Origin of the sequence: Oceanisphaera pacifica (genome assembly GCF_017498065.1) — a bacterium.
In the GTDB taxonomy this organism is placed as follows: Bacteria; Pseudomonadota; Gammaproteobacteria; order Enterobacterales; family Aeromonadaceae; genus Oceanimonas; species Oceanimonas pacifica.
In genome coordinates this window covers 36,278-53,606 of record NZ_JAGDFX010000012.1, presented here as the reverse complement: position 1 = coordinate 53,606, position 17,329 = coordinate 36,278, and the positions used below count along the sequence as shown (strand labels likewise).

At 47.6% G+C, this 17,329-nt stretch carries 15 protein-coding genes; 5 read left to right on the top strand and 10 right to left on the bottom strand.

What is annotated here, in order from left to right; genetic code table 11:
• Positions 1 to 238: 238 nt before the first annotated feature.
• On the bottom strand, positions 239 to 1,738 hold the full coding sequence (locus J3U76_RS10910; protein ID WP_341534340.1) for a DUF3360 family protein: 1,500 nt from the start codon (positions 1,736 to 1,738) through the stop codon (positions 239 to 241).
• 298 nt (positions 1,739 to 2,036) lie between these two features.
• Here J3U76_RS10910 and J3U76_RS10905 point away from each other — a divergent pair, with 298 nt between their 5' ends.
• The gene (locus J3U76_RS10905; RefSeq protein WP_208005998.1) at positions 2,037 to 2,717 is read left to right on the top strand and encodes a glutathione S-transferase N-terminal domain-containing protein; all 681 of its coding nucleotides are present in this window, start codon (positions 2,037 to 2,039) and stop codon (positions 2,715 to 2,717) included.
• A gap of 48 nt (positions 2,718 to 2,765) precedes the next feature.
• On the top strand, positions 2,766 to 4,076 hold the full coding sequence (locus J3U76_RS10900) for a mechanosensitive ion channel family protein (RefSeq protein ID WP_208005997.1): 1,311 nt from the start codon (positions 2,766 to 2,768) through the stop codon (positions 4,074 to 4,076).
• A 386-nt stretch (positions 4,077 to 4,462) separates the two neighbouring features.
• On the opposite strand, the gene J3U76_RS10895 is transcribed toward J3U76_RS10900, so the two are convergent.
• From J3U76_RS10895 to J3U76_RS10880, 4 genes are all read right to left on the bottom strand, one after another.
• Positions 4,463 to 5,536: a c-type cytochrome gene (locus J3U76_RS10895; protein WP_208005996.1), complete on the bottom strand. Its 1,074-nt coding sequence runs from the start codon at positions 5,534 to 5,536 to the stop codon at positions 4,463 to 4,465.
• Positions 5,536 to 6,150, bottom strand: a complete 615-nt coding sequence (locus tag J3U76_RS10890) for a c-type cytochrome (protein ID WP_208005995.1) — start codon at positions 6,148 to 6,150, stop codon at positions 5,536 to 5,538. The genes J3U76_RS10895 and J3U76_RS10890 overlap by 1 nt, the downstream gene beginning before the upstream one ends.
• A 222-nt stretch (positions 6,151 to 6,372) precedes the next feature.
• Entirely contained in the window at positions 6,373 to 7,137 is a 765-nt protein-coding gene (locus tag J3U76_RS10885; RefSeq protein ID WP_208005994.1) for a MauE/DoxX family redox-associated membrane protein, read from the bottom strand.
• Between the two features lie 109 nt (positions 7,138 to 7,246).
• Positions 7,247 to 7,924: a heavy metal response regulator transcription factor gene (locus J3U76_RS10880; RefSeq protein WP_208005993.1), complete on the bottom strand. Its 678-nt coding sequence runs from the start codon at positions 7,922 to 7,924 to the stop codon at positions 7,247 to 7,249.
• Positions 7,925 to 8,143: 219 nt separating this feature from the next.
• Here J3U76_RS10880 and J3U76_RS10875 point away from each other — a divergent pair, with 219 nt between their 5' ends.
• The 3 genes from J3U76_RS10875 to J3U76_RS10865 are packed head-to-tail and all read left to right on the top strand — an operon-like array spanning position 8,144 to position 11,311.
• Positions 8,144 to 9,940 (top strand): copper resistance system multicopper oxidase, encoded by a 1,797-nt coding sequence (locus J3U76_RS10875; RefSeq protein WP_208005992.1) that lies wholly within the window; start codon positions 8,144 to 8,146, stop codon positions 9,938 to 9,940.
• Positions 9,941 to 9,966: 26 nt separating this feature from the next.
• A complete protein-coding gene (locus J3U76_RS10870; protein ID WP_243454212.1) occupies positions 9,967 to 10,878 on the top strand; it encodes a copper resistance protein B in 912 nt (303 codons plus the stop codon).
• Between the two features lie 46 nt (positions 10,879 to 10,924).
• Entirely contained in the window at positions 10,925 to 11,311 is a 387-nt protein-coding gene (locus J3U76_RS10865) for a c-type cytochrome (RefSeq protein ID WP_208005991.1), read from the top strand.
• A 40-nt stretch (positions 11,312 to 11,351) separates the two neighbouring features.
• On the opposite strand, the gene J3U76_RS10860 is transcribed toward J3U76_RS10865, so the two are convergent.
• From J3U76_RS10860 to J3U76_RS10840, 5 genes are all read right to left on the bottom strand, one after another.
• Complete coding sequence (locus tag J3U76_RS10860) at positions 11,352 to 12,785, bottom strand: heavy metal sensor histidine kinase (protein ID WP_208005990.1); 1,434 nt, start codon at positions 12,783 to 12,785, stop codon at positions 11,352 to 11,354.
• Positions 12,786 to 12,847: 62 nt separating this feature from the next.
• Entirely contained in the window at positions 12,848 to 13,339 is a 492-nt protein-coding gene (locus J3U76_RS10855) for a YgjP-like metallopeptidase domain-containing protein (protein ID WP_208005989.1), read from the bottom strand.
• 139 nt (positions 13,340 to 13,478) lie between these two features.
• The gene (locus tag J3U76_RS10850) at positions 13,479 to 14,378 is read right to left on the bottom strand and encodes a putative metalloprotease CJM1_0395 family protein (RefSeq protein ID WP_208005988.1); all 900 of its coding nucleotides are present in this window, start codon (positions 14,376 to 14,378) and stop codon (positions 13,479 to 13,481) included.
• A gap of 1 nt (position 14,379) precedes the next feature.
• The gene (locus J3U76_RS10845; protein ID WP_208005987.1) at positions 14,380 to 14,667 is read right to left on the bottom strand and encodes a flagellar biosynthesis protein FlgE; all 288 of its coding nucleotides are present in this window, start codon (positions 14,665 to 14,667) and stop codon (positions 14,380 to 14,382) included.
• Between the two features lie 143 nt (positions 14,668 to 14,810).
• Positions 14,811 to 17,105, bottom strand: a complete 2,295-nt coding sequence (locus J3U76_RS10840; protein ID WP_208005986.1) for a nitric-oxide reductase large subunit — start codon at positions 17,103 to 17,105, stop codon at positions 14,811 to 14,813.
• Between the last annotated feature and the right edge of the window lie 224 nt (positions 17,106 to 17,329).

Here is a 17,329-nt window from a genome sequence, read left to right as displayed (position 1 = left end):
CGTAGCCAACCGTCAAATGCCAGGGACGGCATTTGCCGAGCGCCGCAGGGATGCGGTTTAAGCGAGTTGGCGCAGGCAAGCCTGCTGGCTCTTCATACACTATGGCACTTTATATACTTGTGACTAAGTGACAGGCTTAAAGGCTGTCACTTAAAGTCATATCCGTCAGTGTATTAAATAAAAAAGCCCGAGTCTGTGATTACAGGCTCGGGCTTTTTAGTTGGGGGCTTAGTGTATATTAATGTGCAATAAAGCCTGGAATACCTGGCAACATATCAACCCCTGCCATAATAACTAGCAGTACGATAAAAGTGATGCCTGGAATAACCCAGCGGTCGGTGCGGCGCAGCGTTTTACCGCGCTCTTTATCACCAATAAGACCTAAGTTATCGAGCAACATTGTCATTGACCAGCCAAATACCGGATTAACAAATGCAGAGGCAAATACCACTATGCCTGCCGACTGACTACTGGTGGTGCTACGAGTCATTTGCATACCTGCTTCAAGTAGCGGCATAAACACCCCAACAATCAGCGCTACACTGAGTACCGGAGGCCATACCGCTAAGTCCATTGGGTAGCCCCAAAGTGCTGCAACAATACACATCACACCGGTTAAAATAGCCCCTGCTGGAATAGGGCGCTTAGCAATAGCGGCAGGAATAATATAAGTCCCCCATGAAGAGGCTAAGTTACCCCCACCCAAGGCGCTACCAAATGCTTGGCGAATGGCAGCCACGCCCATGGTGTCGTCTACGTTCATTAAGACTTTGTTGGCTTTTTTAGGGTAATTCATTTCTTGGAATACCCGCTGGCCCATTACATCCGGTGACCACATGGCGACGGCTAAGATAGCAAACGGAGCCACACTAATAAAAGCGCCTAAATCAGGTAGGCCCATTTGCCAACCGGTGTCTGCTCCCCACCAATAGGTAGGTGACAGTGGTGGAATGCCAGGTTCGGTAACAAATTCAAAAGGGGCGCCTAATGCTAGGGCGATCAGCAGCGCAATACCTGAGCCTAACGGAATAGACAACCAGCGCATGCCCCAGCGAGCCAGCAAGGCATACATAATAATGGTGCTTATTATCACCACAAAAGCGATGTAGCCCATTTCTATGCCGTTAGCCCAGTTGGTGATTGACTTTAACTGGCTCAGTAAGCCGATGGCGCCAAGATAAATTAATAGTCCGCCTCGCACCCCATCACTGGTTAAGGCCATTAATTTACTGCCGCCCTTACTTACACTGAGTAAGAGACCAAAAAAGCCCACTAATAACCCTAATGCCAGTGGGTGCCCCCCAGAGGCAACAATCAAAGGAATCAGTGGGATCATGGGGCCATGAGTACCGGCCAAGTTCGCGGTAGGGTTAATAAAGCCCGAGAATAAGATCACAAAAAAGATGGCCGCAATCAGCATCTCAAAGCGCGTATTTTCTACTACAAAGGCATCTGACAAACCTAGAGGTCCAGCAAAAGCCGCAACCACAGCCGCGACCATTACTATTTTACCAATAGTGGCCGCAAGAGCAGGGATTAAATCTTCCAGTTCAAAACGGTAGTCTTTAAATGGAAGATTTATACGCCAACGCTTAGGCTGCATAATTGATAATTCATGCTCAAGGTAGGCTGCGCGGCTTTCAAATTCGCTACTTGGCTTGTGTTGAGCTTGGTAACTACTTTCAGATTCGCTACTAGTCTGATTCGCTTGGTAACTATTTTCGTTGGTGTGTGACACGTGACTCTCCTTGATGCTGACCATCTTAATGGTGTCATTTTGAGGCTGATAATAGGGGGTGTTATCAGCTTGTTCTATTGGACATAAGTCTTAACTTTTATGAAACATCTCGTAAAAGAGCTTGCCGAATAGACTTACCTTTAACTATGAGCCTGAGTAGCCTGCTTTGAGACTTGGTTGTTGCGTTCATTGGTAGCGTTTTAACGAAGACATTTATGATATGTTTTGTGCAGTGGAGCACACTTCTGGTAAGACAATATTGATAAATAAATTCCATAAACAATAAGGAAGCTTGCACGTGATAGAGCTACACCACCTTAATGATTCTCGCTCACAACGTATTGTCTGGATGCTAGAAGAACTGCAGCTAGATTATGATATTAAGTGCTATCAAAGAGATGCCGATACCAGCTTGGCGCCGGCCAGCCTTAAGCGTATACATCCTTTGGGCAAGGCACCGATATTAACTGATAATGAGATAACTCTGGCCGAGTCGGGGGCTATTATTGATTACTTAGCACACAAATATGGTGCTGCGCTTTTACCAGAGGCGGATACGCCTGCATGGTGGGATTATGTTTATTGGCTACATTATGCGGAAGGATCGCTAATGCCACCGCTATGGATGGGCCATGTGCTAGACAAAGTGCAGCAAGCGCCTATGCCCTTTTTTGTGCGCCCGGTTGCTAAAAAGTTAGTGGCAGGTATTTATGATGCTTTTTTGAGTCAGCAATTACATGCCCACCTTAATTTTGTGGCAGATCATCTCGCCTGCCATGAGTGGTTTTTAGGGGATAGCTTTAGTAGTGCAGATATTCAGATGAGCTTTCCATTAGAAGCCGCCATGCATAACCCTAGATTGGCAGATAGCTACCCAAGAATTCACGCCTATGTGGCTCAGCTACAAGCAAGGCCTGCTTATTTACAAGCCTTAGCCAAAGGCGGGCTTTATATGTACGGGCCTAAAGTTACCTCTTAATGGTGGCCATCAATATCTGCATCAGTAATCTTTAAAGAGAGACAGCCCATGAATGAAACGAGCGATCTAGAAAACTTGGTAATGCCTGTTCTGGATAAGTATGTGCCACAGTATTCTGATTTGTTATACACAGCCGCGGCCTTATTGCTGATTGCGATACTGTCGGCAGTTATTCATTTTTTATTGCATAAAGTGATCCTGGCTTGGGTGGAGAGTCGAGCCAAAAGCGACCGTCGAGTTTGGCGTAAGGCGTTTTTTGCACGCAAGTTATATAGCCGTATCGCCTTACTCTTACAGGGGATTATTATTTATACCCAAGCCGGACTTTGGCTAGAAAGCAGCTCTGGGTTACTGCCTCTCATTCAATCGGTCGCGCATATTTGGATCTTGTCATATAGCCTGCTGGTGCTGTTTTCTTTGCTAGATTCTTTATTGGATATTTTTCAGTATAAGCCGTCTATGATTAACTTTCCGCTGCGGGGAATTTTTCAAAGCATTAAGTTAATGGCGAGTATTTTTATCGGTTTACTGGTTATTTCAACCCTAATTGGTAAGTCGCCGCTGATACTGTTGAGTGGTTTAGGTGCCATGACGGCGGTATTAATGTTGGTATTTAAAGACCCTATCTTAGGCTTGGTGGCAGGCATTCAATTATCCGCTAACAATATGTTAACGGTGGGAGATTGGCTAGAAATGCCTAAGTACGGTGCCAATGGTGCCGTGATTGATATCGGTTTAACTACGGTAAAAGTACAAAACTGGGATAATACTATTACTACTATTCCCACTTATGCCCTTATTTCTGACTCCTTTATTAACTGGCGTGGCATGAGTGAGTCTGGTGGCCGTCGATTAATGCGTAATATTTTGATTGATAGCAGCAGCGTGCGCTTTTTAGAAGAGGCGGATATTGAGCGTTTACGCCGCACGCAAATGCTGGCGCCGTATTTAGATAAAAAAATGGCAGAGCTTGCTGAGTATAACGATCAGATGCAACCGGATTTAACGTCGTTAGCTAATGGCAGACGATTGACGAACTTAGGGACTTTTCGGGTTTATTTAGAAACCTTATTACAAAATCATCCTGATATTCATCAGCGTATGTTGCTGTTAGTGCGTCAGTTAGAGCAGACTCCTAATGGAATACCGGTTCAGGTTTATGCTTTTACTAAAAGTACCGGCTGGGTGAATTATGAGGCAACACAAGGCGATATTTTTGACCATATCTTTGCTGTGTTACCCGAGTTTGGCTTACGTGCTCATGAATCTCCAACCGGCTACGATATGCGAATGCTGGCTGGTGGGCACTCAGCGGCAGATAGTACAGCGCAGAATATTTATACCAAACACACTAAATAATTGATCTATTTAAAATCAGTATAAAGGCGGCAACAGAGTCACCTCCCACGACACGCCACTGGGCTAGCCATCTTTGCTGGGTATGGCTGCGAATATTCACTGGATATTCGTTCCATTACCCAACAAAGATACACGCCAGCAAGCTGGCCCATACGGGCTCGGGAAATGCCATCCCTGGCATTGTCACGGTCATGGGAGGCGATCTCTGTTGCCGCTTCTTGAGCTCAGTGCTGTCTGTTGGGCTGCTAACAGGCGGCTCCACAGCTTATGGCCCTTTGTTCGGCTTTTGCAGTAAGTAAAGCTGACTGCTTCTTTAGTGCGATTGGTATAACTTGGGGAAATAAAAAAGGGCCATTAGGCCCTTTTTTTATGATTCAGATGTTCGCTTATTCGGGTTTTCTTGGGTGGTTAGGGTAGCTTTCGCTGCCTAATACCTTGCCATCTACTTCTTTGCCGTAAAATATTTCTACGTTTTTATGCTGGTGAAAGGTATCACGCGTAGCCTGTATATCGCCTTGGTTACGGGGGTCTTGTGGACGGTCATGAGAGTTTAAGTAGGTCGCCACATCCCATGCTTGTTGGTCGGTGAGCTTACCCGGCATGCCTAGCGGCATATTGTGTTTAATAAAGTTAGCCGCAGTGTTCACCCTGTGCATACCTGCGCCCCAGTTGTAGGTTTCTGGGCCCCATAAGGGTGGGAATACATAATGGTCATTAACCTGTTGGCCTTGACCATTTTCACCATGGCACACAGAACACTCTTGTTCAAAGACGGTTTTACCGCGCGCAATATCCGGTATTAGCTCGGGCTGTTCAAGTTTAGGATAGCCACGGCCAGGTAGCTCAGGCTCGGTACTGCCGCCATTATCTAAATAGGCTTGAGTAAAGGGAAAGTCGTCACGCTTACCGCCTTTTAGTAATTCGGCATCAGAGGGCACTGGCATGTCGGCCACATCAAAGTCTTTCCCTGTTAGCGTGCCTTGAGCTAACCAATAAGCATAAGCCGATAAGTCGACTAACACATCATCGTCAGTAGGTGGTGGGGTACCGTTCATCGAGAACAAGAAGCAACCTTGAATACGCTCTTGAAAGTCATTAATTTTATTATTTTTACTGCGATAGGCAGGGTAGCTCATATAAGCGGCCCATAAAGGTGCGGCATTTTCTTTTTTACCGCCATCCATGTGGCAGTTGACACAGTTTAGATCGTTACCGTTAAATTTTGGTGCCAGCTTTTGGGTATCAACAAAGTACTGATAGCCACGTACCACTTTTTCACCTAATTCACCTTCGGGCAGCTGATCCCAGCCGGGTGCCTTGGGGTATTCACTAAGCAGTTTACTGTCTGGTAATTCATCTTGTACGGCCAATTTGGCAGTATCAACTTCCGCCGCATAAGTGTTGCTGACAAAAACTAACGATGCGCTTAGCAGTAACGTCACAGAAGATAGTTTCATCATTATTTTGTCTCCACGTTGGCAAAGTAGCTAGCAACCGCGGTAATTTCTTCGGCGGTAAGTTTTTCTGCGATATGACCCATTAGATCATGACTATCGCCGGTTCGCGTACCTTTTTGCCAAGCATGCAGTTGACTTTCAATGTAGTCGGCATGCTGGCCTGCTAAATGAGGAAAGGTATCACCCACGCCTATGCCTTCTGGCCCATGGCAAGAAACACAACTAGGTATATTACGCTCCCAGGCGCCTAAATAAGCGAGCTTTTCACCTAAATCAGTGATCTCTTGCGGGGCTTTTTCACCGCGAGGCGTTAAGGCTACTGGCTGTGGAAGTGGCAGACTGGCAAACCATTCACTCACCGCCTTAATTCCGGCTTCGTCTAGGGCTGCCACCATAGGTTGCATAATGGCGTTTTTGCGCTCACCGGTTTGAAAGTGCCTAATTTGTTCCGCGATATAAGTGGCAGGCATGCCGGCCGTGGCGGGTGCCAAGTGTGGCATACCCAAGCCGGTGGTTTGGTGACAAGCGATACAGGCCGCCGCTTGAGGAGGTATGTCGGCTGAAGCCGGCATGGCATTAAGCGCCAGGGCACTGGCTAAGAACATGAGTTTTTTCATAATTATTATCCTAAGTTGTGCTTCTGAGCGTATTCTATGAGGGTCGTCACAAAGACGGTATACGTACTTACCACATAAGAGGGGAGTTTTTGATCTAACCTATACATTTTAGTTACATAAAAGCAACATTGTCGACAATAAAGGTAGATGGCAGCGCATACTGATGCAACTCTCACCAAATAGACGGCGCTCGCTCATGGGTAATAAGCGTAATAACAGTCACTAGATAAACAGCGGCTTAAGCAGCATCCAAAGCCCCATAGCGACCATTAATAGGTTTTCAGTTAAAGAGACAAACCCCAAGGGCACTTGGCTATCGCCCCCCGCGCAGGCACATTTTAGCTCACGTTTATCAATATAAACGGCTTTAATTACCGACACACTACCAATGCCGCCAATCACGATAGCGACCGGAGAAGCGAGCCAAATGAAGGCGCCTGCTGTCATTAATATACCGGCCAGTGCCTCGCCAAACGGGTAGAGCTTGCCATAGCGTACCCAGCGTTGTGCCAATAGGTCGTAATTAAGAAACATGGTAGAAAACTGCTCAATATCTTTGAGCTTTTGTAGCGCCAGCAAGCACATCGAAATAGCAATAAACCACTCAAATGCGCGTAGCGTAAATAGGTTATTCGTGTGGTACCAAGACAGCCCCAGCGCCATGAGTAGCGCCATAGTAAAAATAGCAATCACAGCTTGATATGAGGTATCTGAGCGTTCACTTTCTGGTTTGGCATCGCCCAAGTAGACTTGTAGCTCATCGTAACCGCCGATGCGTTTACCTTTGATAAAGGTTTGTGGCGTTGTCTCTACCTGATGCTCTTTCATAAAGGCATCCGTTTGCTCGCGGGTGGTCAGGTGCTGGTCATCCACCGTAAACCCTTGGCGTTCCAGTAGATCTTTTGACTTTAGACCATAAGGACAAGTGTGTTTGGGCATGACCATGCGATAGAGAGTAGCGTTTTTTTGCGGCTGACTAACAGGCATTTTACTTCTCCTATTATTAGTGACAACTTTAACGACATATCATAATGACCATAGCATTAATAAAGGGAGGCAGTAAAAGCAGCTATATTCGCTAACAGCTAAAGATAGCTTAGCGATTGATATCTAGGGTGTAGCCCATGCCTCTAATGGTTTGGATAAGTTTAGGCTCATAATCTTCATCTATTTTGGCTCGCAGGCGGCGAATAGCCACGTCGATAACATTGGTGTCACTGTCGAAATTCATATCCCACACCAGAGAGGCTATAAGCGAGCGCGGCAACACTTCTCCTTGGCGGCGTACTAACAACTCCAGCAGCGTAAACTCTTTATTGGTTAAGTGAATGTGGTTTCCGGCGCGCACTGCGTGGCGACGAGGTAAATTGAGAGTGAGATCAGCCACTTTTAGATGATTGCTGACAGCTTGTGGACTGCCGCGACGTAGTAGGGTTCGTACCCGAGCCAGTAACTCGGCAAAGGCAAAGGGCTTAACGAGGTAATCGTCGGCACCCAGTTCCAGCCCGCGTACTCTATCTTCTACGCTGTCTTTAGCGGTTAAAAATAACAGTGGCATATTTCGGCCTTGTTCGCGCAGCGCTTCTACAATTCGCCAGCCATTAAGATCGGGCAACATGACATCAATAATGATCAAGTCATAGGGCTCTGAGGTCGCAAGATGCAATCCATCTAAACCGTTGCGAGCAAGATCCACCACAAACCCCGCCTCATTGAGTCCTTTTTGTAGATAATCTCCCGTTTTTTGTTCATCTTCGATGATCAGAATTTTCATATAGCCTCTTTGTACTGTCATTAATGACCATGATGGCGGCCATGGCTGGCTACTGCCAGCGTTATATCTATAGGATGAGGCCGACTTGCTGCCAGTTATATGACCATTAGATGACAATTTTGTAATCTTGCGGTCACCTTAACGACAGGCTGACTCTCTATTCTCTTCTTATAACAAAGATCCCTAATGAGAAAAATACTAAACAGGAGAGGAGCTGCGATGGAGGTCATCAAAAACAGTCCAAATTTGCCCCGGCGTAGATTTGTACAAGGCCTCGCGGCGGGTGGCGTGGTGTTGGGCATGGTGCCCATGTTGAACCCCGCTCAAGCTGCAAGCCGAGGTACAGTAACCGGCGATGTCCCGATATTGACCGGTAATGAATTTGAGCTAATTATCGATGAAACGCCCGTTAACTTTACCGGTAAAACGCGTATGGCCACCACCATTAACGGTTCCATTCCTGGCCCAACGCTGCGTATGCGTGAAGGCGATGAGGTGACGATTCGGGTGACCAATCGGCTGAAAGATCCCACCTCCATTCACTGGCACGGTATTATTTTGCCCTATCAGATGGACGGCGTGCCGGGCATCAGCTTTCCTGGTATTGCTCCCGGTGAAACCTTTACTTATAAATACACATTGCAGCAAAGCGGTACCTATTGGTATCACTCGCATTCGGGCATGCAAGAACTCACCGGTATGTACGGGGGCTTGATTATCGACCCCGCAGAAGGCGATAGCATTGAAGCCGATCGCGAACATCTGGTGTTGCTTTCCGATTGGACTGATGAAAACCCAATGCGGGTGTTTGGTAAGCTCAAAAACCAGGGTGATCTCTATAACTTTAATCAACCGACGGTATTCGATTTCTTTCGTGATGTGTCTAATGGCGGCGTGATGGCGGCGCTAAGCAAGCGGCAGATGTGGAATGAAATGCGCATGAGCCCGACCGATCTGGCGGATCTATCCTCTGAAACACTGACCTACCTAATGAATGGCACGGCGCCAGCTGGCAACTGGACGGCCTTATTTAAGCAGGGCGAGCGCGTGCGTTTACGCTTTATTAATGGTGCCGGTAATAGCTTTTATGATGTGCGGATCCCTGGGCTTAAAATGACGGTGGTACAAGCCGATGGTCAGAATATAGAGCCGGTGACCGTGGATGAATTTCGCTTTGGGCCCGGCGAAACCTATGACGTGCTGGTAGAGCCCCAAGCCGAGGCTTATACCTTGTTTGCCCAAGCGATGGACAGAACCGGTTATGCCCGAGGTACTTTAGGTACGCAAGCTGGACTGAGTGCTGCTGTACCCGAGCTGGACCCGGCTGAATGGCTGACGATGGCCGATATGATGGGCGATATGGGGGGGATGGATCACGGCAGCATGGATACGGGCGCCATGGCAGACATGGACCATAGCAGTATGAATATGAGCGGCATGGATCATAGCGCCATGAGCATGGGCGCTATGGCTGGGGGATTAAGTAAGGCGAGCAGCGAGGTGAATCATGCCAGTAGTGAGTATGGTCCTAGTGTGGATATGCGGGTAGATACGCCGCGCACCAACTTGGACGATCCTGGTATTGGCTTACGCAACAACGGCCGTCGAGTCCTGACCTTGGCCGACTTGCGCACCCCGGGCGGCGTCATGGATCCACGGCCACCTGAGCGGGAAATTGAGCTGCATCTGACCGGTAATATGGAGCGCTATACTTGGTCGTTCGACGGCGTTGAATTTGGTAGCTCCACACCCGTTCACCTGAACTATGGTGAACGGGTACGTATTATTTTGCATAACGATACCATGATGACCCACCCTATGCATCTGCACGGTATGTGGAGTGAACTAGAAAGTTCGGACGGAAGCTTTCAGGTGCGTCGTCACACCATACCAGTGCAACCGGCGCAACGAATTAGCTTTTTAGTCACAGCAGACGCACTTGGGCGCTGGGCCTGGCACTGCCACCTAATGTTTCATATGGATGCGGGTATGTTCCGTGAAGTGGTGGTGTCATGAGCGTAATCAACGGAAGGAAAGCGACCATGAAATCCGGATTAAACAGTATATTGCTGGCTTTAACGGTGCTGCCAGTTGGCGCTGCATTGGCTCAAGGCGCGCATGCTGGGCACGGCTCAGCACCGGAAAACAGTCAAGTGAAGGACATGGACCACAGCCAGATGCAGGGTATGGATCACGGTAGCATGCAGATGCAGGGGGGCTCAGCGCCCGCCGATGCCAGAGAGCCCCATGACTATTCCGGTGGTTTCACTTTGGAAGACGGGCCCTATGCGTTGCCCGGCTCTCGTCAGTTAAGATTGGCTGACGAGCATACTTTTTACGGTGTGCTGGTTGATAGGTTAGAGCGAGTGGATAACGATAAAAGCTATACCTTAGCTTTTGACGCCCGCGCTTGGATTGGTCGTGATTACAACCGAGCCGTACTAAAAGCAGAAGGTGACATAGCGCAAGGCAAGTTGGCGGAAGCCAGCACCGAGCTGTTATGGAGTCATGCACTGAGCACATTTTGGAACAGTGAATTGGGTGTGCGTTATGACACGGGTCACGGACCGGAACAGGGCTGGTTGGCCTTAGGCGTGGCGGGCTTGGCGCCTTATTGGTTCGAACTCGATGCTACAGCCTATTTGGGTGACGATGGACAAACGGCGTTAGCCGTTGAAGGAGAGTATGAGCTTCTCTTAAGCCAGCGTTGGGTATTACAACCCAGAGCAGAATTGACCGCGTATGGTAAAAATGATGCTGAACGCGGCCAAGGTCAAGGTCTATCTGAACTAGTAGTCGGTGCGCGCCTGCGCTATGAAATCGATCGTCAGTTTGCGCCTTATTTAGGCTGGGAATGGGCTGCGACGCTGGGTAATAGTGCCGATATAGCACGAGCAGAAGGCGAAGCTAGCGAAGAAACGCGCTGGTTGGCTGGGGTTAAACTCTGGTTTTAAACGCATGAAAGGCCTGATACAAGTGCAATAAAAAGGGTAAGTTATCATGAAGAGAAAAGTGAATAAAAAGCAGGGTTGGCTATGGGTTTTGGCCGTGATGGCGATTGTGTTACTGGCGGTGGGGGCAAATTATTTTTTGCAAGTCGATTTATCGGCTCGCACAACACAAGGAAAGCAAGCCTATAATGATAATTGCGCCAGTTGTCATGGTGTTAACCTAACAGGTACCGGTCAAGGACCTTCCTTTATTCATCCTGTGTACGTGCCCTCACATCACAGTGATGCATCATTTTATCGTGCGATTGCTAATGGGGTGCGCGCCCATCATTGGCGCTTTGGGGATATGCCACCGATAGCCGGAGTCACGAAAGCAGAAGCCGAGGATATTATTGCTTATATTCGTCAGCAGCAGCGCGAGGGAGGCATAAAGTAACTGTTATATTACAGAGGCGCAGGTGCTGTGTTATCAATCATTAAGTATGAGGAAGCCAAACGCTAAAGCAGGTAGCTTGTGCATCTGAATGGACGGAAATGGTGCCGTGGTGGGCGGTGATAATCGCGTGGGTAATGGCTAAACCTAACCCGGTCCCTTCTGTGGTGGGCTGGCGAGCATGATCAGCTTGGTAGAAACGATCAAATAAGTGTGCCCACTTCTCTGGTGGGATCACCGGTCCGGGATTCTCAATCGCCACAGTGACACCTTGCCGATGCTGGCTAATCTTGATGCGCACTTCTCTTTGTGCTGGCGTATAACGAATCGCGTTAGTAAGTAAGTTGCTAAATGCTCGTTGTAACATAGATTTGTCACCCAACAAGGAAGCTTGGCCTTGTCGGTGCAAGCGCACCTGATGTTCACTGGCCAACGGCTCAAAAAATTCAATTAACTCATCTAACTCATCGTCTAATGCCAGTGGTTTAGTCTGCATGGTTAATTGACCTTGTTCTGACTTAGCTAGAAATAGCAGTTCACTGATCATGCGTGCCAATCGTTCTGCGGTTTCTAGATTAGCGTAGAGTGTTTCTTGGTACTCTTCACTATGGCGCGGTTGTGCCAAAGCCACTTGGGTTTGCATCATTAGACTGTTAATGGGGGTACGCAATTCGTGAGCAATATCTGAAGAGAAAGCCGTTAGTCGCTGAAAAGAATCTTCTAGCCGATCTAACATATCATTAAATGCCTGAATCGACGGATGTAGCTCAGGGGGAGAATTAGCAAGAGAAAGCCGATGATCAAGCCGGTCAGCTGTTACTCTTGCCGATAGTGAAGCTAGGCTACGTAAGGGCTTTAGGCCGGTACGCGAGGCCAACCACCCCAGCAGTATTGAGATCAAAGCAATGGCGCCGGTTAGCCAAGTTAAACCTAGTTTTATTTCATTAATAAAATGTTGGTGATAGCGAGTATCTAGCGCGACGCTTATTGAGATAGTGTGCATATCCTGTTTATTTTCTGTCGGGATATTTGCTAGAGCCGTGTCAAACAAGGCCAAGTCAACGGCCATCGATGCTGTCATACTGCGATAGCGCCTCCCACCTTGATGACAACCTTTGGTGAGTTGCCTTATTTTAGTACCTATATATAAGTTGGGCTCTTGATACCCTGTGGGAGCTGCACAGGCTAGCGTTTGACCCTGCTGGTCGCTCACTAATAAATAGTAGCCGCTGTGGCCGACAAGCATCTGGTTTAAGTTGTTTTCAATGGCCGGCCAAGTGGGCTGGCTGCTTTGTAATTGCTCAGAGATAAGCTGTTTGGCTAACACAATTTTACTTTGAATATCACTTTTATCTTGTTGAGCAAAATGATGATCGAGAGCTTGTATTAATACCAGACTCACCACTCCCCAAATCGCTAGCATAGCCATGCTGAACATTAGGCTAAGTCGTGCTGTTAAAGAGAGGTGGCTGAGCATAACTGTGCCCTTTATTAACAAAAAATATAATGGCTGTGCGGGTTAGAGCTATTATCGCTTATCTAAAATGACTCACGCCAATGTAACCACAGCCGAGTATCAAACTCCAGTTGATGATAGTCTGGTTCCATATGGCAGCAGAGTTGGTAAAAAGCTTTGTTATGATCTTTTTCTTTAAAATGCGCCAGTTCGTGCACCACTATCATGCGTAAAAAGGCGGGCGGTGCTTCCTTAAATAAACTGGCCACAGTGATGCTGTTATGGGATTTAAGCTTATTGCCTTGTACTCTCGACTGAAAGGTATGAACCCCCAGCGCATGTTTAAGCACCTTGAGTTTACTGTTGTAGCTAACGTGAGAAAGCGGACCACTCTTGCGCATATATTGATTTTTTAGCTCAGTCACATATTGATACAAGGCTTTATCGTTTTGTATGGGGTGGTTTTCTGGGTATTTTTGCTCAAGGTAGGGGCCAAGTTTGCCACTGTCGATAAGCCGTTGGGCCTGTGCTTGAATGAGTTCGGGATAGTGAGCTATGTATTTTAATGAAGTCACGGAGGGTAAACCTGCAAGGTTAGAAGGCTGCGTCAAGTTAAGAAAAAGCGGTACGCTCTACGCCATACTTTAAAACGAAGTCGAGCATTTTTAGTATGGCGTATCACCTAACGCTGTTTGTTTGAGGGTTTGCAGAGCGTTAAGCGAGATTGAGCAGTTGTTGCGACTGCGCTTTAGCAGCTTGGCCATAGACGCCGGCAATCACTTGATTTCTTTGCTCCATTTGGCCATTGGCATCTTTTGCGGTTGGCGTGTCTGTAGCAATGTCAGTGGGCGACTTAGTTACAGGTGTTGAGCTAGTGGCAGCCTCGGTGGGGGCCGTATTAGTCGTCGCGGGCTCACCATCAAGTGGACTGTCTTCAGTTTCCGGCTCATTGGCTTGCTGAAGCTCGGCTCTGGCTTCTACTATCAGCTGATCGGCACGGGCTGCGGCATCTTTATCGGCACTTGAGGGCTCAGCGGGCGCCAGCGCGGCCGCTTTAATTTGCTGCATTTTTTCTATGGTGGCATTAGGGTCGCCGGCCACAGGGGATAAGTCTACCGATACGGATCCCTCAACCACATATTGCTTACCATCGGGGCCAGTTTCATATTCATAACTGGCTGAGCCTGTGTGCTGGCCGCCTACGCTGGCATGTTGTTGCTCATGTACCCGCACTTCTTGATCGCGTTGTTGAAGTTGTAATAACTCTTCTTGTTGCTCGGCCGTTAGCTCTTTACCCGCCACATTTTTCTGGCCAGTAGCTTGAGACTGGTATGCTTCTTCAGGCGCTTTAGCACTGTTAGTAGCACTGGCTTCGTCAGTTTGCGTGTCGGCTTGGGCTGTTTTATCCGTTTGGCCTTGGCGGTTATAAAGCTCAGGCAGATCTTTTTGCTCAGAGGCGGTAAAGCCGTCTGTTGCCGATTGCTGTTGCGATGAAGCGTCGGTTTCATTAACCGGAGTGATCAATGGCTGCTGTGCGTTATCTTGTTTGATCTGGCTGGCCGCCATGGGCTCAGCAAGAGGAAATAAGGTTTGGTTAGCTTGAGGTATTTGCATATTACACCCGAATATCAATCAGTGTGCCGAGCATGCCGTCTGCTGTTTTAATACTTTTGACATTAGCTTGTGCGTGTAACTCAGCTTCTTTAAGTTGAACAAGATTATCGGTCATGGTTTTTTTGCTGGCATCAACAAATTGATCAGGATTCACCTCTGGGCGAGCCTGAGACTCATTCGCCAGTGTATTTACGTTGGCACGGCTAATATTAAGAGACGCATCTGTCACGCTATCGGCGGCTCTTTGATAGCCCTGTAAACCTGCCGAAAATGGCGATTGAATATTCATAGTACGCCTCCTATATTATTTGTATCCTGATGTTTAATTATTAACCATTAGCACTCTAAATGAAAGTGCCGTACTGTTTTATCTAAGCTTAGCGTATAAAAAAGACCGCCGTAGCGGTCTTGATATAAGGAGGCTGGCTAATGTTACTTAGCAGCCAGCTCTGGGGTGTCTTGCTCTGCTATATTATCGTGCTCAGCTTGTTTGCCGCTTGAGTGTAAGCCAATAATCACCTGCCAGGTTACGGCTAAGGCACCCACGATAAATACGATATCACCAAAGGTGCGTATCCAACGCAGTGTTTGCAATAAACCTTGTTGCATAAAGCTCTCGCTGCGGGCATACCATAAGCCTTCGCTGGCACTGGCTATAAACTGGATCACGCCAACCGGTAATAAACTGGTGAACAACATCAGTATTAAGCCACCATTTAACCACCAAAAAGCGGTTTTCATTAAACTGTCGCTAAACACTAGGTTAGGGCGAATATAGCGCAGCACCAAGAGTGTGAACCCTAAAGCCAAGAAACCGTACACCCCAAATAAGGCAGCGTGGGCGTGAGCGGCTGTGGTGTTGAGACCTTGAATGTAATAAAGCGCTATAGGTGGGTTGATCATAAAGCCTAATACCCCAGCACCTAGCATGTTCCAAAAAGCCACGGCCACAAAGAACATTAAGGGCCACTTCATTTTTTCCATCCAAGGAGCACTCTTTCTTAGGCTCCAGTTTTCCCACGCCTCGTAGCCCATCACCACCAGTGGCACTACTTCTAGCGCACTAAAGGTAGCACCCACCGCCATCACTGGCGTTGTGGTGCCTGAGAAGTACATATGGTGGAAAGTACCAGGAACACCGCCGACTAAAAACAAAGAAGCAGACGCTAAGCTGGCAACCGTGGCCATACGTTTAGAAATTAACCCCATATTGTAGAAGATAAAGGCTAAGGCGACGGCGGCAAATACTTCAAAGGAACCCTCTACCCACAGGTGAACAATCCACCAGCGCCAGTATTCCATTACCGAGATATGAGTACGTTCACCGTAGAAGAAGCCGGCACCATAAAATAGCCCAATGGCAATTACTGAACAGGTTAGCAGTAGTAACATGTGTTTTTCGCCGGGTTGGCGCAATGCGGGCACCATGGCACGCAGCATTAACACTAGCCATAACACTAAGCCGATAAACTTACCAATCTGCCATGCACGGCCTAAATCGACATATTCGTAACCTTGATGGCCCCACCAAAAGTTCCAGTTTTCAGGCATCACTTGTGCAATGGCTAAGTAGTTACCGGCAAAGCTGCCGACCACTACCGCAACCAGTGCCCAAAACAGGATATCGACCCCTAGCTTTTGGAACTTGGGATCCTTACCACCATTAATAATGGGCGCAAGAAATAAGCCAGCGGCTAAAAAGCCGGTAGCAATCCAGAACAAGGCGCTTTGTAAGTGCCAAGTACGTAGCAGGCTGTAAGGGAACCACTTAGAGAGCTCAAAGCCGTAAAAATGCTGACCCTCTACCGTGTAGTGTGCGGTGGCGCCACCTAACATAATTTGGAAGGTAAAGAGCGCCACTACCAAGAATAGGTATTTGCCTAATGATTTTTGTGATGGCGTGAGTTTAAAGTTGGTTAAGGGATCTTTTACCGGGGCCTGGGGGGCTTGTTCGTCTTCTTTACGTAAGAAAGCCCAAGCCCAAATAAAGCCACCGACACCAGCCACCAGTAACACTATGCTGACTAATGACCAGACTACATTTTCAGCACTGGGCTTATTATCAATCAGCGGCTCAGGTGGCCAGTTATTAGTATAGGTTGCCTCACCTGGGTAGCGTTCTGTACTCGCCGTCCAGGCTGTCCAAAAGAAGAAGTTGGTTAAGTCGGTACGACGCTCTGCACTGGGTAAGGTATTTTCTTTCATGGCAAAGCTTTCCCGTGAGTTGCGATACTCAGGATCATTGCCAAACAAGCTGTGATAATACTCGGCGGTTTTTGCCATGGCCGCAGTACGCAAGTCTGAAATAACTAACACCCCAGTTTCATCGTTATAGGTATTAGTGCGGTATTCTTTTTTCAAGCGGCTGTTGAGTACAGCTTGTTGATCACCGTTTAAGTCGGCGAAGTGTAGGCCGTACTCTTTAACACTGGCTAACTCTAACCAAGCTAATAGCTCGCGGTGTAACCAGTCGGCGGTCCAGTCGGGCGCTTGATAAGCCCCATGACCATAAACAGAGCCTAGCTGCATGCCGCCCACAGACTGCCATGCGGTTTGGCCATCTAAAATACCCTCTTTGGTCGTCAGTAAGGTGCCACTGTCACTGATCACCTGAGCCGGAATAGGAGGCGCAGTGCGATAAACTTCTCGGCCAAAATAGCCAAGAATGGCAAAACTAATAGCAAGAACGATGATTAATATCGTCCACAAACGGCGATAATTAGCCATAAAACACCTCCTGGTGCGATAAAGAAAAAGCAAGAAAATGAGAGTGAAGCAAGGTGTAATTCTCCAGATAAATGGGCTGATGAGGTCGTGAATAAAGTTCAGAGAAAACTAATGAGTTACACTCTTAATTAGCAAGCAATATGCCACTTTTAAGTTATTGATTTTTATTGTATAGAATATTTAATGGTTTTATTTACCCCAATGTAATAGGGTAAATAAAACCC

Coding starts and splice junctions, on each gene's coding strand:
- J3U76_RS10900 (WP_208005997.1), top strand. CDS start 2,766: ATGAATGAAACGAGCGATCTAGAAAACTTGGTAATGCCTGTTCTGGAT.
- J3U76_RS10895 (WP_208005996.1), bottom strand. CDS start 5,536: ATGATGAAACTATCTTCTGTGACGTTACTGCTAAGCGCATCGTTAGTT.
- J3U76_RS10890 (WP_208005995.1), bottom strand. CDS start 6,150: ATGAAAAAACTCATGTTCTTAGCCAGTGCCCTGGCGCTTAATGCCATG.
- J3U76_RS10885 (WP_208005994.1), bottom strand. CDS start 7,137: ATGCCTGTTAGTCAGCCGCAAAAAAACGCTACTCTCTATCGCATGGTC.
- J3U76_RS10880 (WP_208005993.1), bottom strand. CDS start 7,924: ATGAAAATTCTGATCATCGAAGATGAACAAAAAACGGGAGATTATCTA.
- J3U76_RS10875 (WP_208005992.1), top strand. CDS start 8,144: ATGGAGGTCATCAAAAACAGTCCAAATTTGCCCCGGCGTAGATTTGTA.
- J3U76_RS10870 (WP_243454212.1), top strand. CDS start 9,967: ATGAAATCCGGATTAAACAGTATATTGCTGGCTTTAACGGTGCTGCCA.
- J3U76_RS10865 (WP_208005991.1), top strand. CDS start 10,925: ATGAAGAGAAAAGTGAATAAAAAGCAGGGTTGGCTATGGGTTTTGGCC.
- J3U76_RS10860 (WP_208005990.1), bottom strand. CDS start 12,785: ATGCTCAGCCACCTCTCTTTAACAGCACGACTTAGCCTAATGTTCAGC.
- J3U76_RS10850 (WP_208005988.1), bottom strand. CDS start 14,378: ATGCAAATACCTCAAGCTAACCAAACCTTATTTCCTCTTGCTGAGCCC.
- J3U76_RS10845 (WP_208005987.1), bottom strand. CDS start 14,667: ATGAATATTCAATCGCCATTTTCGGCAGGTTTACAGGGCTATCAAAGA.
- J3U76_RS10840 (WP_208005986.1), bottom strand. CDS start 17,105: ATGGCTAATTATCGCCGTTTGTGGACGATATTAATCATCGTTCTTGCT.